Genomic DNA, 21,886 nt, shown 5'->3' with positions numbered 1-21,886 from the left:
TCGTGCCTACCATGATTTTGGGACGGAGTATGGATAAAACTGACGAGCTTCTCGATTTTATGCTGAGCTTTTCTAAGGAAGCGCTTCAAGCTGGTGCTACGGTTGAGTACGTAGAAAAGGCTCTTAAGCGCATTTCTCAAGCGTACGAAATGAAAGAGATGAGCTCAATTACCACAAGTAATTTTATTGTACTTTCTGCCTGCTCATCTGATGGTATGCATCATACTCGGCAGACCTCTATTGAAGGCTCTGTCATTCATCTGGCAAAACTTTGGCACCTCAACCATTTACGGATACAGGTGTGTGAGAACACGCCGGCGCCAAAGGAGCTTATGGACATGCTTGGGTCTGTGTTTGAAAAGCATGAGTTTCCCAAGATAATCACCATGCCTGCTCAAGTTATAGCCTTTACTTGTATCTGCATACTAATAGGTGGTTCGGTTCGCGATGCACTTGCTACTGTGGTGTGTGCAACAGCGGTTTGTGTCGTATTTGAAGTACTCAACCATTTTAAAATTGACGCCATTGTCAGTAATGCCCTCGGTATGTTTGTGGCCACGTGCATTACCATATTCGCCGTAAGAGCTGGCTTTGGAGATAGCGGAAGTATGGTAGTAATTACCATCAGTCTTATGATGATTCCCGGTATTCCGCTTGCTAATGCCTTTAGCAGTCTCGTCAGAGGAAACGAGATGAACGGGAGTCTCTTGCTCGTAAGAGTAACCCTTGAATCGCTCATGTTGGCGCTGGGAACCTACGCTGCAGTGTTGCTTTTAGGGGGTCTCACGTCATGGTAATTGGTATCGTCTACATTGTGCTCTCATTTGTGGCCAGCTACGCCTTTGGCATAGTGTTTCATATACGCAAAGAGGACTTGGTGCTCGCAGGAATTGGCGGAGCTGTAGTAAGAACTTTTATTGTTGTAGGTCCAACCGTTATTAGCTCACACACCCTCATTATTTTTGTTGCTTCGCTCGTTGCGGGACTGTATGGAGGGGTGCTGGCACGTTTTTATAAGGCGCCATCTGCCTACTTCGTGTACCCCTCACTCATTCCACTTATTCCAGGAGATTTGCTCCACTATGCACTTTCATCTCTGCTGATCCGAAATATGGAGAGTTTTATCCAGCAGGGACTCAATTGTCTTGCAACACTTTTAGCACTCGCCTTAGGGCTGCTTGTAGGCTCAGCACTTGCCGCTCTTTGTAAACCACTCATCAGGGTTTTGCGACCTCAGTAAGCCTGTGAGCTATGCCAGCTCAAGCGCAAGAGGAATTAACTGAGCTATGTTATCAGCTGCCTGCGCAAGCTCAGAATCAGAGACGGACGATTTTGCCGCAAGCGCAAGCGATACCGCTATGGCCTTATTGAGCGTATCATCTGTAGATCCCAACCTTTGTGCACGCTCTGCAAGACTGGCCAGTACATGCAGATTTGCTACAAGCTGAGAGAGCTTGGCGGCCGTAGCAGTATAAGCTTTCATAGCAGCGATAAGATCAAACGGCTCGCCCTTATCGACACCCCTGTGGGCAGAAACGTGCTCTGCTCGGGCACGGACTCCGTCAAGAGCCATCTGAACATCCTTGATCTCAGCGTCCCCAAAACTGAGCTTAAGCCCAACAAAGAGCTCAGAAAAGGCGTGGCCGCACGGAATAAAACCAGCAACTGCTTCCATAGCGTTGCTTAGGGTTATAGCAAGACCTGCAGTCTGTGCAAGCAGCTCTGCCTGCGCCTGGCTGAGTGAAACAAGCTCTTTAAACTCTGCATCTGATACAGCGGTTACAGCTCCATGAATGTGTGGCATATATGCTCCTCACACGGTTTACTTACAGTCGTTTTCCTTCCAGAAGGATACTGGAAGCATGCTATAGACTACAATATATAACCTAATTACCTTCTTACATACGGTGCCATTCTTTAAGGGAGACTACAGCATGCAGTTGCGTGACCTGCATTATAAGCATCCGTTTCGGTCTTACCAACAGCGCATCCTTGATGCGTTTTCTTCATATCAAGCCGATAAAGCCATTAATATAGTTGCAGCTCCCGGCAGTGGAAAAACGATTCTTGGACTGGAGTTGATCCGCCGCCTTGGAAAGCCAGCTCTTATTTTGTCTCCATCTCTTGCCATACGCCAACAATGGGGAGAACGCTTTGCAGATGGCTTCCTTACACAAGACAGCCAGGAGCACGATTTGTCTCGTATTCCCTGCTCGACCCAAAGATCATAACCTCTATTACATATCAATCCTTACATGCGGCATGGGTTCAAAAAGCCTCTGCCGACAAAACAAAGGATGCAGATACCGCCAACAAGGCCGATGAGCAAGATGAGCAAGTGCTCCAGGAAGAGGACAATAAACAAGCCCAGCCAGATCTCCAAGAAGAGCGTGTGGAGGATTTTACTAATTTTGACGTTTTAGCTGCTGTTGCTCAGGCTGGTATTACCACCATTTGCCTTGATGAGGCCCACCATCTTCGCGCGGAGTGGTAGCGAGCGCTGGAGGCGTTCATAAAAGCGCTTAAGGGACAGGTATTTGTCATTTCCCTCACAGCCACGCCGCCCTATGACTCTACGCCAAGCCAGTGGAAACGCTATACGGATGTATGCGGTGAGATTGATGAAGAAATTTTTGTCCCCGAACTTGTGGCAGAAGCTGCACTATGTCCGCACCAGGATTACATCTATTTTAGTTATCCAACTACCAGTGAACGGCTTCTTACCAAGTGCTATCGAGAGCAGGCAAATGCGGCGCTTAAGGAGCTACAACAAGAAAAGCTTATAGACAGCCTGCTTCACAATCTTGACTGCGCCATCAACACCGATCTTGTCGATAAAAACTACCAGTTTGTACTGGACCACGAAGAGCAGTTTCGGGCGCTTTTGCGGTTTGTACGCCATATAGGATCTGAAGTTCCCGCTTGGTGGATGCAGGCGGTCTTTCCCCATAAACGAATGGGGCGGTATAAACCAACAGATGCAGAACGTGCACTGCAATGTATTCTCGATAATCCCGACTTTTTTGGTGCTGATTATGCGGAAGCCATACGCCATTGTCTTGCTCAGCATGGACTTATTACCCGCAAACAAGTCAACCTGCTCTCGAACCAAAAACTTAATCGCGCACTGGCGGGTTCTATTGGAAAGATGCAATCTATTCAGCGCATTGCCACGCTTGAATCGTCCTGCTTAAAAGACGATCTTCGCATGGTCATTCTCACCGATTACATCCGAGCTGATGCAACCAACCTCATCGGTCGTGACACTGGCTTTACTCAAATTGGCGCGGTCCCTATTTTTGAGGCCGTGCGGCGGAGCGTAGGAGAAGCACAGAACATCGCGCTTCTTACCGGTTCGCTTGTCATTGTTCCTGTGTCGATCCAAGATCAGCTCAGTGCGTTTGCGCAACAATACAACGGTACTGTTGCATTTGCTCCTTTGGAAGAAGCCGGTCCTGTCCCTTATGTAAAGGCGCAGTTTTCTGGTGGAAATCAACTGAGTGTACGCATCCTAACCCGGGCTCTTGAGCAGGGGCTTATTCAAATTCTCGTAGGCACGACTGCCCTTCTTGGAGAAGGATGGGACTCCCCTTGTGTTAACACCCTCATTTTGGCTTCATATGTAGGAAGCTTTATGCTCTCCAACTAGATGAGGGGACGTGCCATTCGTACCTATGCAAAACAGGCCGATAAATGCGCAAATATCTGGCATCTTGTAACGGTAGAGCCGCCGTTTGGACCAGACCAACAGCTTCTTGATCTTTTGTATGGCTCAGACTTCAAACAGGATGAAGCGATCCTGGGTCAAGATTGGGACACTCTCACAAGACGGTTTGACTGTTTTATAGCTCCTGCATATGAAAGCTCTTGCATAAAAAGCGGTATTGATCGCATAAGTATCGTACAACCACCTTTTACCGAGGCTCATTTGGAGGCAATAAACCATCAAATGGAGCGGCGAGCAGCCAACAGATAGGCTGTAACAGAGGCATGGCAGAACATACTAGACGCTTCTATCAAACCGTCGGTTAGTGAGACCTGCAAAACAGATGAGGTGCCCGCCTTATTTGGACTATCTGCTTTTACCTTTGTCAACACACTTGCTTTGATACTCATCAGCTGCATAGACTGGCTAGCAAGCAGCTTGATTCTTGAGAGTATGCACGCAAGGGGCTTTATTGCTCTGTTTAGAGGAAACCTTTTTATCTTTGGTATCTTTACGGTGTTGCAGATTATAGGTCTCTTTTTGCTCACAAAACTAACGCTGCATCTCATACTGCGCTTCTCGCCAAAACGACGTTTGGATCGTATGGGCAAAGCGCTTCATACAGCCCTAGCACAAGCTAGCATGCTTTCTGGTAAAACCGGCAGAATTCAGGTTGACTCCAATCCCATTCAATCGTATTTTACCGTCTCGCTTAAGGGGGTTTCCTTGCATGACCAGCACGTATTTGCTAAAGCTTGCAAGCAAATGCTCTCCCCCATTGACAACCCCCGCTATGTGCTTATCGAGCAAAGCGGAGCCGGGCTGTTTGGAATACTACATTACCGCCACAGTTTTGCCTGTCCTGAGGTACTCTCAAAGCGCAAAGAGGACGTTACTCTGCTGGTTGATGCCCTCAAGCCGTTTGGCACCTATAAAGCAGTGTATATAAAAAGCCCAGAAGGACGAGAAAAACTATGGCGTTGTCGAGAGAGAGCGCTTGTCAACCTCAATGAACGGTACACAAAGATCTTTCTTGGTCTTTAGCAAATGATTGCTTGCGCGGCTGCTTGCTCAATAAGATGTTGGATATCTTGAATAGCTGTGTTGGTCACAATACCCCAAACCGACATCACAAAAATAATAAGTGCAAGGATTATTTGCAGAATGAGCGAGACCATACCACCACCCACAGCCAACACTTTTGCTTTTTGTACAACAAGACGGATAAAACAAAAGACGAGAAACCCTGCAGACATAGCAGCTAACACGTAATTGGGAAACATACCGATCATTTGTATTCTCGTTCTACTTGCTAAAGTTCTGCCAAAATTCTGACCAAGCATCTGCTTCTTGACTTTGATCAATATACAAGAAGCTTTCCTCATCATAAAAATCTAAAGACATAAGATCATCGAGCGTTTTGGGCAGCGATAGATTAAAGAATTCTTTTTTGAAAGCGCTGCCATATTGCAGATAATACTGACCGGTCATGGCAACATAGTTGGTTTTCTTTACTGATTGGGGTGTATAACTTATTGGCTCTCCGGCCTCAGAAAGATCTGGACTCACTGCTAAAAGTACCAACTTAGTGTCTGAAGTACGAAAACCCAAAATAAAGTTTTGATACTCATACGAAAGCGTGCGTCCAAAGCCAAAATTTGCTCCACGTATATCTTCCGAGAAGCCATAAGCTATCTGATAGCTGGATCCCTCCTCAACCCATATGTCAAAAAGAGCGCGCATACGAGCTTTGGTGTCGTCACTTTTTGCTTGGTCTACCTCAACGGGTTTTCTGAAAGATTTAAATGCATCAAAAAGTCCCATGTCCGCCTCCTTATAACAAGTAACAGCTTGTTACGTCAGCTTTGTATACGCTGTATACCAGCCGTATACCAGCTAAAACGTTATATGGCACACAGTATAGCCAATATTACAATAAGCGTCCAAAATGACGCACATAGAGCTTTTTTACCAGCAGCACACGCCAGTCGGCCATACTCTGGATAAAGGGCATGCGCTCCGTGCGCACAAGGTATATAAAGAGCACCTGGGTAAACATGGACTCAACAAACCAGCAGGCCTGGAAGGTACCTACAAAACTTGCCATGGCTGTAGGATTTCCTACAAGAGTGGACCAGCTGCCACCACAAACAGCGGGGCAAATCCAGAAGAAGAGTACCGCAAAGGTCACAACATCAAAAACCGAGCTCGTAGGTCCAATCCAGTGCATGAAGCTCGCAATAGAACCAGACCTCCATGTTTGAGGCACCCTCAGCTCTTGCGCATCAACCCTATCCCAGGGGATGACAGCGCAGGCACAGTCATAGATGAAGTTAAGAAGTAGCAACTGAACAGCGGTCATGGGCAAAAATGGCAAAAACACGCTGGCAACCAAAACCGAGAAGATATTGCCAAAATTGGAGCTTGCCGTCATCTTTACGTACTTATTCATGTTAAAGAAGGTACGACGACCTCTACAATGCCACGCTCAAGAACGCCTAAGTCCTTCTCGAGAAGAATAATATCTGCTGATTCCTTGGCAACATCGGCCCCAGAGTCAACCGAGATGCCACAGTCACTCGCGGTCATAGCAGCGGCATCATTCACACCATCGCCCATGAAACCAACCACATGGCCACGCGCACGCAGAGCACGCACCACACGAACCTTTTGATCGGGAGAAAGCTTGGCAAAGATAGTGACCTGCTCTACCTTATCCGCAAGCTCCTCATCGGACAGCTGTGCCACAGCAACACCATCGAGCGTTTGTTCCACTTGAAGGCCAATGCTCTCACACACCGTGCAAGCAACCCGCAGTGAATCTCCCGTAAGCACCTTGGTTGCCACGCCATGCTCATGCAGAGAGCGCAGGGCCTGAGCAGCACTTTTCTTTGGTGGATCGAGAAACGCAAGGTAACCTATGAGCGTCATGCCTTGCTCGTCCTTGCCGGAAAGCACGCCAACTTCAGCTGGATCTACCTTGCGAGCAACACCCAACATGCGCATGCCTTTATCGGCAAGACCATAGGCAACGGAAAGAACTTTTTCACGCATATCACTGCCAAGCGGCAACACCTGGCCGTCATATTCCACCTCCGTGCAAACCTGAAGCACCTCTTCAAGAGCACCTTTGGTGACCATATGCCGACGCCCATCATCATGCTCAACCACCACACTCACGCGACGGCGCTCAAAATCAAAGGGGACCTCGTCCACAAGGTGCCAGCGTGCAGAAAGCTCTTCTACATTAACGCCGGCAGTACCCTGGTTTGTCTCTTCGGCTGCACGAGAGATAATGGCCGAGTCAATAAGATTGCGGACACCTGTCTCAAAAAAGCTGTTGAGAAACGCATAACGCAGCACGCGCGGATCCTCGTTGCCCATGAGGTCAAGGTGGTACTCAAGTACTACCTGGTCCTCGGTAAGGGTGCCGGTCTTGTCGGTGCGAAGTACATCCATGGCGCCAAGATCCTGAATGGCGTCAAGGTGCTTGACTATGACGCGGTCGTGAGAAAGATCTACTGCCCCTTTTGCAAGACAAGTGGTCACGATCATGGGCAACATCTCAGGCGTAAGTCCAACAGCAACCGAAAGCGAGAAAAACAGCGCAGAAAGCCAGTCGCCCTTTGTAAACCCGTTAATCACAAGCACCAGTGGAGCCATTACCAGCATGACCCGCAAAAGAAGCTTGCTCACCGAGTTAATACCCTCATCGTAAGCGGTCTTACCGCGCGTGGCACCTAGGCTTGTGGCCATGCCGCCAAACATGGTGTTAGCACCCGTAGCTGCTACTACAGCCACGCCGCTTCCCGAAATTACCGTAGAACCCATAAGCACGATATTGCCAAAATCACTTACGGCGCGCTTATCGCCAGTTTTGGGAAGAGCACAGGGTGCAGCAGTGCGCTCAACAGGAGGGCTCTCCCCCGTAAGGGACGACATGCCCAAAAAGAGATCGCGTGCCTGGACAAGGCGTGCGTCGGCAGGCACTATATCACCAGCGGCCGGGTGAATAATGTCACCCACAACTACGTCAGTCAGCGGTATTTCCACACGACCCATATCCTCGCGCTCTACGTTACAGGTGGTCTGGATGGTTTTTGCGAGTGCAGCGGCAGCGTCATCACTCTTGCCCTCTTGGACAAAACGAAGCGTGCCCGACACAAGAATCATTGCAAAGATGATAAAGAAGGTCGAAGGATCACGATCGGCAGGGCTGGCGAGAAGAACGTCGGTAACCAATGACACCACAGCAAGCAAAAAGAGAATCCCAGTAAAGGGGTCCGCAAATGCCTTAAGAAAGCGCAGTGGCACAGGATCGCGGTGTGCATGGGCTACCTCATTGGAACCCCAAGCAGCACGAGACAGCTCTACTTCGCTGGCAGAAAGTCCTTTGCGCTTAGTATTAAGTTCGTCAAAGACCTCGTTTGTATCAAGGGTAGATACGTTACGCAGCCACTCAAGCTGGAATGCCTTACGAGTATCTTTTTTATAGGTTCTGGGAGCGCTATGAGTGAACAATCCCTTTGTAGCAATCCTAGCCAGAACTGTATTGGTGAGCGTCTTCATGAGCCACCTCCGATCCGGGGGATGCCTGCGGAAATGCTTAATTGCACATCATGACCGCAAGAACCGGCAGCAAGAGTGGCATGGCATAGATAAAAACAGACAGCACTCACACACTACCGGCGGTGTCTGTCTCCCCTTTTGGCAGGCACCAATCCTTTTAAGCTTGTGTTTTCTCGAACATGACTACCATCGCTCATGGTTGGCACCTCCTTAGCATCAAGGGTTCCCGCCCTATGCATATGACTGTGGTTCATCTCATGAAGCCACACAACGTTTCATGCGTCAGTCTGAGATATATCACATGATATGTCAACCTATAAGGTATCACTTTGTGCTAGCTCTGTAAATCTTACTTAGATGTATCTGATATATTGCTGTATATGCCGTATGAACTGCAGTAAAAGAAAAGCCGGAAGGTAAAACCTCCCGGCTGCATATTCTTGGTGGAGCCTAGGGGGATCGAACCCCTGACCTCAGGCTTGCAAAGCCCGCGCTCTCCCAGCTGAGCTAAGGCCCCGGCGATAATCACCTTAGCGGCGACTCGGCTAGCGCTAAGGTGACTATTGACGAAGTGTTGGTGGGCCCGACAAGGTTCGAACTTGTGACCTCCCGGTTATCAGCCGGACGCTCTGACCAACTGAGCTACGGGCCCAACGCAAGAAAACATAATACGTCAGTAAATTTAAAAGGTCAACATATTTTTTGTATTCTTACAATGTTTTTGGGTAACATAGCTAGCACATATCTTTGAGCAAAAAGTAAGAATCGAGGTGAAGACATGAGCATGGTTCGTATGGACATTGAATCTATTGTTGTTGGCAACGGACCGGCTACTTCGCTCATTACCCTTCGCCCTCGTCATAGTTCAAGTCCTTATGCCCAAACGCAGCTTCCCATCCGTATTGGCATGACAGAAGCAAGTGCTATTGGCATGGGTGTGGATAATATCCCTCACCAGCGCCCTCTCACTCATGATTTACTTCAAGCTGTTATCACCCAGCTTGGTGCTACGGTTACCAGTGTTACCATTTCTAAAGTTGAAGGGCCTACCTTCTTTGCTTCGGTACATTTGCTTACCGCAAACAAAGAGCGTAAGGCTATTGATTGCCGTCCTTCGGATGCCGTTGCGCTCGCTGTGCGCACCAAAGCACCCATCTTTGCAGAATCTGACGTACTTATGACAGCATCATATCCTGACTTTAAAACGATTAAGAAAGATGAGCAAGAAAAAGAGCTCGCTGAGTTTCATAGCTTTATTGAAGGGCTTTCTCCAGAGGATTTCTCGTAAGTCCTCTTTGTCTTTTAATCCTCTTGTATCATAAGCAAGTGGCCATATGCCAACTTACTGCTGTGCTATAGCTTCACCGGTATAGTAATTAAGTTCATAGCCTTTTGCGGCGTTATAGACCTCTACTTCTTCGTCGATAAACCCATCGGAAGTCTTTACATCCACAATGACTGAGCGACAGATCCGCTCATCCCCTTCATAAATAGGGGTTGCCACAAACTGAACGGTACCAGAGGGATGTGCCTTAAGCCAGTTCCTTACTGCTGTTTCCACCAAGGCCATTCCGCCCTGGCCATCATTAGCTCCCACATTTTGCATGCGCGTGGCGGTAACTAGGTTTTCTACAGTCTCTTTACCACCTAAAGACTTTGCCAAAAGATGGCTTCTATTCCAAAGGCGCCCTCTATAAAACGAGCCGTTATACAGCTCAATTTGAACCTCAGGGTTCTTGCGAGGCCAACCAGAAGGATTGGACATTTGTTCGCGCTCGCGCGCCATACCACCTTCCATCATTTGATACGTAATACAAGCATGAACCTCAAGCGTACGACCTAAGCTATCAAGACCGGCATATAAAACTTGCCCGCTCTCCACGACCTGATCTATACGAGAAGGACCAACAAGGCGAACATAGTTAGGGCTTTCCTGCTCGTCCCAGCTGGTATATCCCTGCTGTCTTGCTTGACTACCTGACGCTGAGCTTACTGTACGAACCTGCTGAGACTGCAGTGGCAAAAAGTGAGAAGCTGCACTTACCAGCTGGCTAAAACCATTTTGTGCAAAGGACGGGAACAGCGTACTGATAATAAGCACACCCGCAATAAGGCCTGTGGTTGTACGGTTTCTCTTAGATAAAAACTTCCTCCGCACCATGAAGCTCCCATCACACTACAGTGCATCAGATATACGACTGCCAACTATAGATAAAGCACAAAAAGGCGCAACTCATCATACTGAATTGCGCCTTAGATATCCTCTAACGATTACTCTTCATCATCTAAGTCAGGAGCGATCTGCTCTTCTTCACCAATGTCTATTGGTGCTTCTTCACTCGTGCTTTTCTCGCCAGCGGCAAGCAGATCAAACGAAGTCTGATTCTCATCAACTTTCTTTGCAGTCGCCTTTTTGGCAATCATACGAGCAACTGCGGTAACTCGGTCAGACTCAGAGACGTTCATGACCTTTACGCCTTGAGTAGAACGACCAAGCTTGCTGATGTCACTGACCTTTACCCTAATCAGGATGCCCTCTTCGGACACAATAACCAGCTCATGTTGGGGGCCAACAACCTTCATACCAGCAAGTTCGCCTTTACGAGCAGTCATTTGGATGGTAAAGACTCCCTGGCCACCACGGTTATGAACGGGATAGTCAGCAATGGGCGTGCGCTTACCATAGCCCTTCTCGGTAATAACAAACAGGTCTCCCTGGCCGTTAGAGATCTCCATACCCAAAACCTTGGCAGTACCCTTAAGGGTAATACCACGAACACCAGAGGTATCGCGGCCCATTGCGCGGATTTGATCCTCTTCAAAAACAATTGCCTTGCCGTCTGTGGAAACCAAAATGACCTTGAATCCTGGTTTAACACGGCGCACGTCAATCAACTCGTCGCCATTTTTGAGATTGATAGCAATAATGCCGTCATGGCGAGTACGGTCATAGGCACTCATGGCTGTCTTTTTAATCATGCCGTTGCTGGTAGCAAACATGAGGTACTCGTCGGCAGGAAAATCACGGGTAGTGATAACCGCCTTGAGATGCTCTCCTTCTGCCAGCGGCAACACGTTGACAAGAGCAGAACCGCGAGAAGCACGCGAACCAACAGGTAGTTCGTGGACTTTCTTACGATATACCTTTCCAAGATTGGTAAAGAACAACACATAATCATGGGTGGAAGACACAAAGAGATGCTCGACAAAATCATCTTCCTTAAGCGAGAGGCCAGAAACTCCCTTGCCACCACGTTTTTGTGAACGATAGGTAGCAACAGGAAGACGCTTTACATAACCAGTGCGCGTTACGGTAACCACCATATCTTCTTCGGCGATAAGGTCTTCAACATCCAGGTCAATGGCTTCTTGCGCAGAAATCTTGGTGCGACGATCGTCACCATATTTAGCAACAATTTCCGCTAACTCCTCCTTGATAACCCCAAGGATTTTGTCCTCATGGGCAAGAAGATCCTCGTAGTAGGCAATCTGCTTATGTAGCTCTGCAATCTGAGTAGCAAGCTCATCACGAGCTAGGCCGGTAAGGCGGCGTAGGCGCATCTGAAGAATCGCTTCACCTTGAATGTCATCAATACCAAAGCGCTCATTCATACGTGCCTTAGCCTCGGCATCGTCATGCGAAGAGCGAATAATATGCACAATTTCGTCGATATTATCGACAGCAATAAGCAGACCTTCAAGAATATGAACACGTTTGCGTGCTTTATCCAGGCGATACGTAGTACGACGTGTGACGACATCAATCTGATGCTGAATGTAGTAGTGCAGCATTTCGCGCAAAGAAAGGGTGCGAGGAACGCCGTCTACCAGCGCAATGTCGATAACACCAAAGTTAGCCTGAAGTTGTGTACGCTTGTACAGGTTGTTGAGCACAACCTGAGGAACCGTACCTTGCTTTAGATCAAGTACAATGCGCATGCCCTTACGGTTGGACTCATCGCGCATATCGCTGATGCCATCGATTTTTTTCTCGTTAACCGCTTGCGCAATTTTTTCCTGGAGAAGACCCTTATTTACCTGGTAGGGAATCTCTGTAATAACCAAACGCTGGCGGGACCCCTTGTTGATGTTCTCCACATGCACTTTGGAGCGAATAGTAATGGAGCCGCGGCCCGTTTCATACGCATCACGGATGCCCTCGGTACCCATGATAATGCCACCGGTTGGGAAGTCGGGACCAGGCAACACGGTCATAAGCTCGTCAAGCGTTACCTCGGGATTGTCGATCATCATGTTGATGGCAGCAGCTACCTCACGCAGGTTGTGAGGGGGTACGTTGGTAGCCATACCAACAGCAATACCTGAAGACCCGTTTACCAACAGGTTAGGAAAACGCGCTGGTAACACCGCGGGTTCAGAGAGAGACTCATCATAGTTTGGCTGAGAATCCACTGTGTCTTCGTTAAGGCCAGAAAGTAGCTCCATGGCACCACGGGTAAGACGGGCCTCGGTATAACGCATTGCTGCAGCGGGGTCACCGTCAATGGAACCAAAGTTACCATGACCATCCACTAAAGGAAAACGCATAGAAAAGTCTTGGGCCATACGTACCATGGACTCATAAATTGCAAAGTCGCCATGAGGGTGGTACTTACCCATAACTTCACCAACGGTCCAGGCGGACTTCTTATGGGGCTTGTTTGGAGTAATGCCTGCCTCGTTCATTGCGTACAAGATACGACGATGTACCGGTTTGAGGCCGTCGCGAACGTCAGGTAGGGCGCGGGCGACAATAACGGACATGGAGTATTCGAGGAAGGACTGTTTCATTTCCTCACTCATGTCAGTTGGTTTAATGGCGCCGCCATGGATATCTTCCAAAGAGATACGAGTACCGGCTTCATCAGAAATAGTGCGAGAAAGTCCAGCGCCTCCGCCCAGGGAGCCCTGCTGCACAGGGCTCTGAACATCTGCGAGGTCCTCATCTTCTAAATCGTCAGAGCCGTCATCAAGCTCATCGAACTCGTCTGTCTCAGGCTCGTAGTCTTCTTCCTCATCAACAAAGTCATTATCAAACTCGTTGGTAGTATCGGCATCGTCGTCGAGGAAATCGTCGTGATTGTTTGTATCGTCTGCCACGATATACCTTTCTTAGATGTCTTAAATGTCCAGAAAGCGCACGTCACGCGCATGGGTTTGAATAAAGTCTTTGCGCTTCTCTACCTGCGAGCCCATAAGATCGGAAACCGCCCTATTAGCCGCCATAGCATCATCGATTGTCACACGCAAAAGGATGCGGTTCTTTGGTTCCATCGTGGTGCTCCACAGCTGTTCGGGGTCCATCTCACCAAGACCCTTATAGCGCTGAACGGTGTACTTAGAAGAATCCGTAAACTGACGTGCCTCTAAAGCAAGCTCTTCATCGGTATAAATATATTTACCGTTCTTGTGACCTTTAGGCTTAAGTTGATAAAGAGGTGGCTGGGCTACGTAAATGTAGCCAGCGTCAATCATGGGTTTCATATAGCGATAGAAGAAGGTAAGCAGCAAAATACGAATGTGCGCACCGTCTACATCAGCGTCCGTCATGATAACAATCTTATGATATCGAGCTTTTTGGATATCAAACTCCTCACCAATGCCCGTACCAATTGCTGTAATAAGAGATTTAATGGTGTCAGAATCAAGCGCACGATGCTGCTGAACACGCTCCACGTTCAAAATTTTTCCGCGCAGAGGCAATACCGCCTGGATACCACGGTCGCGAGCCATCTTGGCAGAACCACCTGCGGAATCACCCTCAACAATGAACAATTCTGTTCGAGCGGCATCTTTTTCTGAACAATCTGCTAGCTTACCAGGCATGGAAGAACCTAGGAGTGGCGATTTGCGTGTAGCCTGACGTGCCTTTTGAGCAGCCAAGCGACCCTTTGCTGCTTGCATGGCCTTTTTACAAATATCTTTTGCTTGGGTAGGATGCTCTTCCAGATACTCTGCCAAACCATTGGATACCACACGGTTGGTAAGCGTACGCATATAAGAACTACCCAGTTTTGCCTTAGTTTGGCCCTCAAACTGCGGATCGGGCAGCTTAACGGAAATAACCGCCGTTAGACCTTCTCGAATATCATCACCTTGAAGATCGGGATCTTTTCCTTTTATTAGATTATTTTTCTTAGCGTACTCATTGATCACTTTAGTAAGGGCATTACGAAAACCGGTAAGGTGCATGCCGCCCTCTTCGGTAAAGATGTCATTTGCAAAAGAAAGCGTACGCTCCGAGAAGCCCTTATTCCATTGCAGCGCAACTTCTACCTCACCCATTTGAGAAGCAGGGGCACTTGGATCAGATTTGCCTTCAATAAAAATAGGCTTGGAAAGACCTTGCAAAACATCTTTGCCATCGTTGAGGAACTTAACAAAGTCCACAATGCCACCAGCATAGCAGTACTCAACGGTACGAGGCGTTAGCTCGCGCTCGTCCGTCAAAATGATCTTAAGGTTACGGTTGAGAAACGCTGTTTCCTGCAGGCGATCATTCAGTACATCAAAGTTATAGGTGGTTGTTTCAAAAATTTCTTCATCTGGCCAAAATGTAACCGTTGTACCAGTAGTTTTAGTCTTGCCAACCTTAGTCATCTTTTTGGTGGTTTTACCACGAGAAAATTCCATCTCATAAATAAAACCATCACGCTTTACCTGCGCAATAAGACGTTTAGAAAGAGCATTTACAACAGAAATACCTACGCCATGAAGACCGCCCGAAACCTTATAAGCTGTGTTATCAAACTTACCACCAGCGTGCAAAATAGTAAGAACAACCTCAAGTGTAGGAATCTTCTTTTTAGGATGTATGGCTACCGGAATACCGCGACCATTATCTTCTACCGTAATAGAATTGTCGGGATGTACGGTTACCTTAATCTTTTTACAAAACCCTGCCATGGCTTCATCTACTGAGTTGTCTACAATCTCCCATACCAAGTGATGAAGTCCAGATGCAGAGGTGGTACCAATATACATACCAGGACGCTTACGAACTGCTTCGAGGCCTTCAAGAATTTGAATTTCATCGACATCGTAAGAGTTCTCTTTTTTCGTTTGAGCTGCCACTACCCGTCCCTTCTATGAAAATAAAATTGTGCTCAATGACTTGGCTGTACAACCAACACTGTTGAAGTGACTATAAATTTTACTCGTTTTGTTCGTTTATGACTATGCCTGTGTAAAAAAGCTTATTTTGAACACTTAAAAATGCCTCTGTAAAGCTTTCAGAGACAATTTAACGGTAGATTATCTACTTAAATGATTCCCTACTCGTTTGTCTCCTCATTGAAGAAATTATCGCGTTGTAGACTTTTGTTTTGAGTGGCTCTGAAAGTCCTTTTGTTAAGTCATGTGCTTGCTTTTTTTGTTTTTGAGTAAGTTCTTGCAAAGGTGGCTTATTAGACATATCAGTTTTATCACGCTGGGATGGTGTTTGGCGTTTAGGATATTTAGATAACCTAAATTGAATATCAGATACCTCGAACCCAAAATGTGATAAACGGACTATATAGATTTCTTTATTGGTTGTAAAGTCCTGCAAAACGCCACTTTTATCTATATACACATACAATACGGGCAGACGCTTTTGTGCGGACATATCTTTTAAAAAGACTCCACAGGTATGAGCTTGTTCAAATTTTCCGTTGGCACCAAACCACGCACGGTATGCCTTTTGATTATCCGATAAACCACTAGAAAGATCTGAATTAAGTAAGCCATCCATGAGTTCAGCAGCATTATATATATGGTTTTGAACAAGCTTCATTCCCTCTGGCTGTAAATCTATAGTGCGCCGTTTATAAGCCATAAGTAATCACCTTTGCTTGTTCTAATACCTCTTTTGAAAAGTACGATGCATCCGTAGTGGTGATTACTGTTTGAATTCCTTGCGAGATAAACGACAACATTGCTTCACGGCGCCTTACGTCAAGCTCACTCATAACATCATCTAACAAAAGCAGGGGTTTCTCGCCAACAAGCTGCTGGGCAAGTTGCACTTCTGCCATTTTCCATGCCAGCATAATAGAGCGCTGCTGTCCTTGTGAACCATAGGTTCGTGCATCTACTCCATTGATACTAAAGAGAAGGTCATCTCTATGGGGGCCTACTGTTGTTTGCAGCCGACGAAGATCATCTTCACGCTTTTGTTGGAGCCTCTCATAAAAGCTTTGTTGGATTTCTTCTCGAGATAGATCAACTATGTTGTCAGAAATCGTGCTTTGGTAGGTACAGTCCAACACTTCCCCACCAGAAATAGTTGTATAGGCATTTTGAATAAGCGGAACTAGCTGCTTAAAGAGGCCAATCCTGTGTGAAAGAAGGGTAGCGCCACCCAAAGCGATGGATTCATCCCATGCAGTAAGTACTGAGGTATCTACAAAAGGATCTTTAAGAAGGGCGTTGCGTTGCTCAATTGCACGGGTATAGGTACGCAATACATTGTTATAACTTTTATGCGCTTGAGAGCCAAAGGCATCAAGAGCGGTACGCCTGTAGCTTGCAGAGCCTTTAATGCTATTTAGATCATCAGGACAAAACAAGATAGACATACGAGTACCAAGAAGATCTTGAGCTCGACAGGCCTTGCCGTTGCGCTTAAAGGTTTTTTTATTTGCAGTAACAGTGCACTCAACCGTAACAACACGCCCGTCCCCCTCAAGCCGCGCACAGGCACGACCTTGTTCTTCTCCATGTAAGAGCAACTCTGAAGCGCGGGCGTGTCTAAAAGATGATCCTGTTGTTAGGAGATGCAACGCTTCTATTGTATTGGTCTTACCTACTGCATTAGGACCAATAAGAATAGTAGTCCCCTGACCCATGATAAGAGTCTTATCTTGGGCATTTCTAAAGTGTATGAGTGAAAGTTCGCGGACTAACAGCGACACAAACTACATCCTTACGGGCATGAGCAAATACAAATAGTTAATCTTTCCCCAAGTCTTAAAGACCGCAGGGCGCATTGCGTCTTGCAGCTCAAGTGTAAGTTGCGCGTCAGAACCCGCTGCAGAAACACAATCCTCTATATAGCGATAATTAAGTGCAATGGTCATAGGATTGCCTTCTACTTCTACTGGTAGCGTTTCAGACGCTTCCCCCATATCAGGAGAAGAAGTAGAGAGCTTAATACTTGCCTCATCCATATTAATATCCATACAAACCTTGGGATTAGTGGTAGAGATGGTACTTACACGCCTAAGAGCACCAGAAAGATCAGATGAAGACAATTTTATTGTTGTTTGACTTGAAGTGGGAAGAAGTTGCTTGTAGTTAGGGAAATTGCCCTCAATACGACGGGAAACATAAGTAGTATCACCAAAAACAAAAACAACTTGACTATCAGTACTGCCAATTAAGATAGTCTCGCTCTCTGATGGAATAGTAAGCACATCATGAAATACGGTACCGGGAATAATCATCTCAAAGCCATCGTTAAGTGCAGAAGTTTCCACGTTGGTATCGCAGACCGCCAAGCGGAAAGAGTCCGTTGCTACTAAACGAATCACGTTATTTTCGACAGTCATTAAAACGCCGGACAATACAGGGCGAGAAGTGTCTTTTGAAGTTGCACGGTATACTTTATCTACCATTGTAGAAAGTAATGTAGCAGGAAGTTCTACAGACCTTTCGAGCACAAACTCAGGAAACTCTGGGAAGTCTACAGGATTGAGCACAATCAAATTAAACTGAGAAGATCCGCAGGTTATCGTACACATTGAGCTAGTTGTAGTAAAACGAATGGTCCCACCACTAAGGTTTTTTACAATATTAAGGAGCGTTTTACCAGATAAAACTGTTTGGCCAGGATCTTCTACATTAGCAGGAATCTTGCAGCGAATAGAAATGGAAAGATCGGTAGATTGCAACTCTAACATACCGTCTGCTGCTGACAGATGAACTCCTGTAAGAATAGGAAGAGTTGCATTAGAACTCATACCTTTACTTACAATAGAAAGAGCCTTTGCTAAAGAAGACTGACTTACGGAGAAAATCATGAACGTGCCCCTTATATATATATATTACTTATTTAACAATAAAGAACTTAGTAATAATAATGCTTGTTGAAACGTTTAAATATTAATCTTTGTGCTGGTTGATGCCTAAAAGTTTGTATCCCATCTATTGAAACTTTTTCTACACTCCTTACGTTTCTTAAATTGTAGAAAACTCATATTACAAAAATCAAACACTTACCAACACAACTTGAAAGGTCTTTGAGAGCTTTTTAACACTCCTTACTTAGTCATTGAGAATTATGTCTTTTAGCTGCATAACTCTATCGTATAGAACACGAGACTCTTTAATTGCTTTTTCTGCCTCGCTTACACTGTAATAAACAGTTGCGTGCTTTCGTCCGCCAACATGCTTACCAATCTGTTCTAAGGTGTTGTCTGTCATTTCACGTGCAAGATAACAAACAATCTGACGCGGCATCATAATCTCTTTTTTTCTGGTTTGTCCAACAATGTCAGAGTGAGATACGTGATATGCGTCCTCTACAACCTTTAAGATCTGATCGATAGTAACTACCCGCTGCGACGTACCAAACTTTTGTGTAGCCAGCTTGATAATACCTTCTCTTTCAAGGGTCTTACCAGCGCGTTCACACTTAGTTGCTTCTAAAAGACAGCTTTGGCAAAAACTTTCAATCACACGGATATTTGTGCCCGCGCGATCTGCCATAAGATGCAGGTTTTCTTCTGAAATTGTGCCTTCAAAACCCACCAGCTTTTCTCGCTGAGCATCCTCTTTGGCACGTTTATAAAAATTTTTAATGAGCGCAAGCTTAAGATCATAGTCCGGTGTTTGGATAGGGCAAGCAAAGCCAGAATCTAAACGAGAAATAATACGCTCGTCAAAATCCTGATTGCCCAGCCCTAGCTCTGCGGGCGATTTATCTGCTGCAAGAACTATTTGCTTCCCATGGTCTACCAGATAGTTGAACAAATCAAAGAAAAATCCAACGCTACCAGGGCCTTTAAGAAATTGAATATCGTCAATGATAAGAATGTCAATATCGCGATAATTTCTACGAAATGCCTCTTTTACCTCTGCAGAGGTATCGCTCATTGCGGTGACATACTCACTGATAAAATCATGGCTTACACGATATACGCAAAGCTTATTGATATTATTTTGAAGAATGTAGTTTTGAACAGCTTTAAGAAGATGGGTCTTGCCTAGACCACTTCGACCATATATAAAAAGTGGATTGTAATTTTTAACGCCATCCGCTACCTGCTTTGCTGCTTGCAGAGCCAGCATATTCTCTTCACCTTCAACAAAGCGGTTAAAGGTGAGTTTAGAATCGTTTTCTGTTACATCTGCAATCAAAGGGTTTGCTGCGCGGCGCTGTTCCAAACTGGGTGTTTGCTGGTTTGTAGAAACTAAAGTGGTTGGTACTGGATTATACGCAGCTGTATTTTGAGTCTGTGCGCTCAGTTGCGAGTTTGTACTATATGTAGATAAACTATCACTTATAGTATTTTGTGTAGCAAGGTTTTGGAGTTCCGTTTGAGAAACAACAGATGAAGTCTTCACTACGGGTTTTGCTGCAAGATTAATTTCTACAGTAAAGGCAATGTGTTCAAAAGCTACTTGCTCCAAGCACTTCTCGATAAGCGGCGTGAGCTTCTTAATTTGAAGTTTCATAAAGCGCGAGGGTGCGAGCACCGAAATAGAATCACCAGTAAAAGAACAAGGTGTGCATTTTTCTAACATAGCGCACTTAGAAGCACCTAATTCTTCCATTCCCATTGCTAAATCAAGCACGTCGCTCCACAGTGCTTGTGCGTAGGAATCTATTGTGTTTTCCATTGCCCCACCAAACGTTGCCTTAAGATTGTAGAAAACTCATTATATGAGATTCTGTGGGGAATGTCGAAAACTCTCTAATGTTTGCTGATCGATTTTACATATGCCTTGCCCAGCGCCGTTAATTGGCGTTTTTGTCCCGTTTTATGTGTGAGACCAAGCTCGTCTAACATTTTAAGTTCGCGCGACCAGGTTGGTTGAGAACCACCAAACTGCTCTACAAGTTCTTTTCCGCCAACTTCTGGTTTTGTCGAGAAAAGCGTTAGGACTTGTTGTCCACGTGAGCTCAGGTTTATTTCTAAAGACGGGTCAGTTGTAGGTGTTTGTACTGGTTTTGTAGCTGATGAAAAATCTGCATGCCGAGCGGATATGCCAGGCTGGTTTAGAGTTTGATCAGAATAAGCGGCTTGCTTGGTTATGGGCTGAGAAGAAGCATGTGGAGTAATAGGAAGAGATTCCTCCCCCATAGGACGAGTAGAAATTGTCACAATAGTACCGGATGAAATATTGTCTTGAATAGAGAGTGAACCGCCCTTATCAAGCATATATTGTTGAGCGATTGGCAAGCCAGAACCAACTCCACGGATATAGTGTTTCATCAGGTCTGTCGCAGATGTGGTACCAAATTGCAGCGCCTTTTCTTTTTCTTTAATTCCAGGACCCTGATCACAAAAACGAATGGTATTTCCGCCATCTAAAATGGTGATAGTGGGTTCAATAAATTCTGCATGAATATAGTTTTCTACTATTTCGCGAATGATAGTAAAAGGAATAGTTCCACCTTGTTCATGAGAAAGTTTTGTAACCGTTTCTGTAAGGGATGAAAGAAAATCACGAATATTGCTTGGTTCTAACACGACAACACGGGGTGTAACAGCAGGATCATCATATACAGCGATACGCGCAGGATAGGAAACAATACTATCTTCTGCAAGTGAATTATGAGGTTTTTTGGCTTCTTCCTCTACAAAAGGAAAGAAATCCCGTGCCATACATGACTCCTTTATCAACAAACTTTCGTCCCTTGTTGAAAGTTTCAAAAAATAACTTTCACGTTGAAGAAAAGTTTTCAACAGCTGATAAAAACTTGTCGATAAGTGCGTGAAAGTGAATGAAAACTCATGAAAGATAATAACAGTTAAGACATAAGTATTCAGCAATGAATACTTTTTCTTTTGCTAAGAATGAAATTTCATGGCAGATTATGAATAAAAAGTTACCTAAACCATGAACTTAAGAGGAACATTGACAGAAAGCAGTGGTATTCCCTACAATTCTAAGGCTTGATATAAGAATTCACCAACCTGTAATCCAGGAGGAATAAAAAATGAAGCGTACTTATCAACCAAACAAGCGCCGTCGTGCTAAGACTCACGGTTTCCGTGCTCGCATGGCTACAAAAGCAGGACGTGATGTTCTGTCTCGCCGTCGTGCTAAGGGTCGTAAGCGTCTCACCGTTTAAGGCATCTTATGGAGACCATCAAATCCAAACAGGAATTTGAGCGGGTCTTCACTAATGGTAAGCGTGCATCACATCCACTCGTACGCATTACGTTTGTTAAAGAAGATCAAAACGCTCCAACAAGAATTGCATTCGTAGCTGCTAAAAGACTAGGAAATGCAGTTTTTCGCAATCGTTGTAAGCGTGTTCTCCGAGAGGCCGCCCGCAGGAGTGATATTCCTCGGGACGGTCTTTCTGTGATTTTCTTTGCAACCAACAAAACAGCTAATGCGTCAGTACGTGAGCTTGATACAGCGCTGCAACACCTTTACAAAAGGTTTTGAGGGGCT

Annotated in this window: 22 protein-coding genes and 2 tRNA genes; 9 read left to right on the top strand and 15 right to left on the bottom strand. The window is 45.9% G+C overall.

Going from position 1 to position 21,886, the window contains the following annotated elements; translation table 11 throughout:
- Positions 1-29: 29 nt before the first annotated feature.
- Both HMPREF1091_RS00970 and HMPREF1091_RS00965 read left to right on the top strand, forming a co-directional pair.
- Positions 30-797, top strand: a complete 768-nt coding sequence (locus HMPREF1091_RS00970) for a threonine/serine exporter family protein (RefSeq protein ID WP_035424430.1) — start codon at positions 30-32, stop codon at positions 795-797.
- Positions 791-1,240, top strand: a complete 450-nt coding sequence (locus HMPREF1091_RS00965; protein WP_002562956.1) for a threonine/serine exporter family protein — start codon at positions 791-793, stop codon at positions 1,238-1,240. Before HMPREF1091_RS00970 ends, HMPREF1091_RS00965 begins: the two co-directional genes overlap by 7 nt.
- Positions 1,241-1,249: 9 nt before the next feature.
- Here the strand turns inward: HMPREF1091_RS00965 and HMPREF1091_RS00960 are convergent, their stop codons facing one another.
- Positions 1,250-1,804, bottom strand: coding sequence for a hypothetical protein (locus tag HMPREF1091_RS00960; RefSeq protein WP_002562955.1), 555 nt, complete (start codon positions 1,802-1,804; stop codon positions 1,250-1,252).
- 130 nt (positions 1,805-1,934) lie between these two features.
- Between HMPREF1091_RS00960 and HMPREF1091_RS00955 the strand changes: the two genes are divergently transcribed.
- The 4 genes from HMPREF1091_RS00955 (at position 1,935) to HMPREF1091_RS00940 (ending at position 4,750) form a co-directional block, all read left to right on the top strand.
- A complete protein-coding gene (locus tag HMPREF1091_RS00955; protein WP_002562954.1) occupies positions 1,935-2,231 on the top strand; it encodes a DEAD/DEAH box helicase family protein in 297 nt (98 codons plus the stop codon).
- 107 nt (positions 2,232-2,338) lie between these two features.
- Positions 2,339-2,494, top strand: coding sequence for a hypothetical protein (locus tag HMPREF1091_RS08280; protein ID WP_002562953.1), 156 nt, complete (start codon positions 2,339-2,341; stop codon positions 2,492-2,494).
- A 153-nt stretch (positions 2,495-2,647) separates the two neighbouring features.
- Entirely contained in the window at positions 2,648-3,649 is a 1,002-nt protein-coding gene (locus HMPREF1091_RS00950; RefSeq protein WP_002562952.1) for a hypothetical protein, read from the top strand.
- Positions 3,650-4,144: 495 nt separating this feature from the next.
- A complete protein-coding gene (locus HMPREF1091_RS00940) occupies positions 4,145-4,750 on the top strand; it encodes a hypothetical protein (protein ID WP_155887825.1) in 606 nt (201 codons plus the stop codon).
- Here the strand turns inward: HMPREF1091_RS00940 and HMPREF1091_RS00935 are convergent.
- From HMPREF1091_RS00935 to HMPREF1091_RS00915, 6 genes are all read right to left on the bottom strand, one after another.
- A complete protein-coding gene (locus tag HMPREF1091_RS00935) occupies positions 4,747-4,998 on the bottom strand; it encodes a hypothetical protein (protein WP_002562950.1) in 252 nt (83 codons plus the stop codon). The genes HMPREF1091_RS00940 and HMPREF1091_RS00935 overlap by 4 nt on opposite strands.
- Positions 4,999-5,011: 13 nt before the next feature.
- Positions 5,012-5,530, bottom strand: a complete 519-nt coding sequence (locus HMPREF1091_RS00930) for a hypothetical protein (protein WP_002562949.1) — start codon at positions 5,528-5,530, stop codon at positions 5,012-5,014.
- Between the two features lie 106 nt (positions 5,531-5,636).
- Positions 5,637-6,158, bottom strand: coding sequence for a cation transporting ATPase C-terminal domain-containing protein (locus HMPREF1091_RS07905; RefSeq protein WP_002562948.1), 522 nt, complete (start codon positions 6,156-6,158; stop codon positions 5,637-5,639).
- The gene (gene mgtA, locus HMPREF1091_RS00925; RefSeq protein WP_002562947.1) at positions 6,155-8,275 is read right to left on the bottom strand and encodes a magnesium-translocating P-type ATPase; all 2,121 of its coding nucleotides are present in this window, start codon (positions 8,273-8,275) and stop codon (positions 6,155-6,157) included. The genes HMPREF1091_RS07905 and mgtA overlap by 4 nt, the downstream gene beginning before the upstream one ends.
- Positions 8,276-8,716: 441 nt before the next feature.
- Positions 8,717-8,792: transfer RNA gene (locus HMPREF1091_RS00920), tRNA-Ala, on the bottom strand.
- 58 nt (positions 8,793-8,850) lie between these two features.
- Positions 8,851-8,927: transfer RNA gene (locus tag HMPREF1091_RS00915), tRNA-Ile, on the bottom strand.
- A 126-nt stretch (positions 8,928-9,053) separates the two neighbouring features.
- Here HMPREF1091_RS00915 and HMPREF1091_RS00910 point away from each other — a divergent pair.
- A complete protein-coding gene (locus tag HMPREF1091_RS00910; protein WP_002562946.1) occupies positions 9,054-9,563 on the top strand; it encodes a bifunctional nuclease family protein in 510 nt (169 codons plus the stop codon).
- A gap of 54 nt (positions 9,564-9,617) precedes the next feature.
- On the opposite strand, the gene HMPREF1091_RS00905 is transcribed toward HMPREF1091_RS00910, so the two are convergent.
- The 8 genes from HMPREF1091_RS00905 to HMPREF1091_RS00870 form a co-directional block, all read right to left on the bottom strand.
- Positions 9,618-10,436 (bottom strand): DNA/RNA non-specific endonuclease, encoded by an 819-nt coding sequence (locus HMPREF1091_RS00905; RefSeq protein WP_002562945.1) that lies wholly within the window; start codon positions 10,434-10,436, stop codon positions 9,618-9,620.
- 110 nt (positions 10,437-10,546) lie between these two features.
- Positions 10,547-13,375, bottom strand: a complete 2,829-nt coding sequence (gene gyrA, locus HMPREF1091_RS00900) for a DNA gyrase subunit A (RefSeq protein ID WP_002562944.1) — start codon at positions 13,373-13,375, stop codon at positions 10,547-10,549.
- A gap of 21 nt (positions 13,376-13,396) precedes the next feature.
- A complete protein-coding gene (gene gyrB / locus HMPREF1091_RS00895; protein ID WP_002562943.1) occupies positions 13,397-15,349 on the bottom strand; it encodes a DNA topoisomerase (ATP-hydrolyzing) subunit B in 1,953 nt (650 codons plus the stop codon).
- Between the two features lie 184 nt (positions 15,350-15,533).
- Positions 15,534-16,091, bottom strand: coding sequence for a hypothetical protein (locus HMPREF1091_RS00890; protein WP_002562942.1), 558 nt, complete (start codon positions 16,089-16,091; stop codon positions 15,534-15,536).
- Positions 16,081-17,169: a DNA replication/repair protein RecF gene (recF, locus tag HMPREF1091_RS00885; RefSeq protein ID WP_002562941.1), complete on the bottom strand. Its 1,089-nt coding sequence runs from the start codon at positions 17,167-17,169 to the stop codon at positions 16,081-16,083. The genes HMPREF1091_RS00890 and recF overlap by 11 nt, the downstream gene beginning before the upstream one ends.
- A 3-nt stretch (positions 17,170-17,172) precedes the next feature.
- Positions 17,173-18,276 (bottom strand): DNA polymerase III subunit beta, encoded by a 1,104-nt coding sequence (gene dnaN / locus HMPREF1091_RS00880; protein ID WP_002562940.1) that lies wholly within the window; start codon positions 18,274-18,276, stop codon positions 17,173-17,175.
- A 244-nt stretch (positions 18,277-18,520) separates the two neighbouring features.
- Positions 18,521-20,098, bottom strand: a complete 1,578-nt coding sequence (locus tag HMPREF1091_RS00875) for a DnaA ATPase domain-containing protein (RefSeq protein WP_002562939.1) — start codon at positions 20,096-20,098, stop codon at positions 18,521-18,523.
- A 74-nt stretch (positions 20,099-20,172) separates the two neighbouring features.
- Complete coding sequence (locus tag HMPREF1091_RS00870) at positions 20,173-21,087, bottom strand: ATP-binding protein (protein ID WP_002562938.1); 915 nt, start codon at positions 21,085-21,087, stop codon at positions 20,173-20,175.
- 335 nt (positions 21,088-21,422) lie between these two features.
- Between HMPREF1091_RS00870 and rpmH the strand changes: the two genes are divergently transcribed.
- Both rpmH and rnpA read left to right on the top strand, forming a co-directional pair.
- The gene (rpmH, locus tag HMPREF1091_RS00865; protein WP_002562937.1) at positions 21,423-21,557 is read left to right on the top strand and encodes a 50S ribosomal protein L34; all 135 of its coding nucleotides are present in this window, start codon (positions 21,423-21,425) and stop codon (positions 21,555-21,557) included.
- Between the two features lie 8 nt (positions 21,558-21,565).
- Positions 21,566-21,880 (top strand): ribonuclease P protein component, encoded by a 315-nt coding sequence (rnpA, locus tag HMPREF1091_RS00860; RefSeq protein ID WP_002562936.1) that lies wholly within the window; start codon positions 21,566-21,568, stop codon positions 21,878-21,880.
- Positions 21,881-21,886 lie beyond the last annotated feature (6 nt).

The sequence above is a fragment of the Atopobium minutum 10063974 genome, from assembly GCF_000364325.1.
GTDB classification, from domain to species: Bacteria; Actinomycetota; Coriobacteriia; order Coriobacteriales; family Atopobiaceae; genus Atopobium; species Atopobium minutum.
This window is presented reverse-complemented; position numbering and strand designations above follow the sequence as displayed.

Excerpts from the sequence above, each read along its gene's own strand:
- HMPREF1091_RS00970 (WP_035424430.1), top strand. The coding sequence starts at position 30 with ATGGATAAAACTGACGAGCTTCTCGATTTTATGCTGAGCTTTTCTAAG.
- HMPREF1091_RS00965 (WP_002562956.1), top strand. The coding sequence starts at position 791 with ATGGTAATTGGTATCGTCTACATTGTGCTCTCATTTGTGGCCAGCTAC.
- HMPREF1091_RS00960 (WP_002562955.1), bottom strand. The coding sequence starts at position 1,804 with ATGCCACACATTCATGGAGCTGTAACCGCTGTATCAGATGCAGAGTTT.
- HMPREF1091_RS00955 (WP_002562954.1), top strand. The coding sequence starts at position 1,935 with ATGCAGTTGCGTGACCTGCATTATAAGCATCCGTTTCGGTCTTACCAA.
- HMPREF1091_RS00935 (WP_002562950.1), bottom strand. The coding sequence starts at position 4,998 with ATGATCGGTATGTTTCCCAATTACGTGTTAGCTGCTATGTCTGCAGGG.
- HMPREF1091_RS00930 (WP_002562949.1), bottom strand. The coding sequence starts at position 5,530 with ATGGGACTTTTTGATGCATTTAAATCTTTCAGAAAACCCGTTGAGGTA.
- HMPREF1091_RS07905 (WP_002562948.1), bottom strand. The coding sequence starts at position 6,158 with ATGAATAAGTACGTAAAGATGACGGCAAGCTCCAATTTTGGCAATATC.
- mgtA (WP_002562947.1), bottom strand. The coding sequence starts at position 8,275 with ATGAAGACGCTCACCAATACAGTTCTGGCTAGGATTGCTACAAAGGGA.
- HMPREF1091_RS00910 (WP_002562946.1), top strand. The coding sequence starts at position 9,054 with ATGAGCATGGTTCGTATGGACATTGAATCTATTGTTGTTGGCAACGGA.
- HMPREF1091_RS00905 (WP_002562945.1), bottom strand. The coding sequence starts at position 10,436 with ATGGTGCGGAGGAAGTTTTTATCTAAGAGAAACCGTACAACCACAGGC.
- HMPREF1091_RS00890 (WP_002562942.1), bottom strand. The coding sequence starts at position 16,091 with ATGGCTTATAAACGGCGCACTATAGATTTACAGCCAGAGGGAATGAAG.
- dnaN (WP_002562940.1), bottom strand. The coding sequence starts at position 18,276 with ATGATTTTCTCCGTAAGTCAGTCTTCTTTAGCAAAGGCTCTTTCTATT.
- HMPREF1091_RS00875 (WP_002562939.1), bottom strand. The coding sequence starts at position 20,098 with ATGGAAAACACAATAGATTCCTACGCACAAGCACTGTGGAGCGACGTG.
- HMPREF1091_RS00870 (WP_002562938.1), bottom strand. The coding sequence starts at position 21,087 with ATGGCACGGGATTTCTTTCCTTTTGTAGAGGAAGAAGCCAAAAAACCT.
- rpmH (WP_002562937.1), top strand. The coding sequence starts at position 21,423 with ATGAAGCGTACTTATCAACCAAACAAGCGCCGTCGTGCTAAGACTCAC.
- rnpA (WP_002562936.1), top strand. The coding sequence starts at position 21,566 with ATGGAGACCATCAAATCCAAACAGGAATTTGAGCGGGTCTTCACTAAT.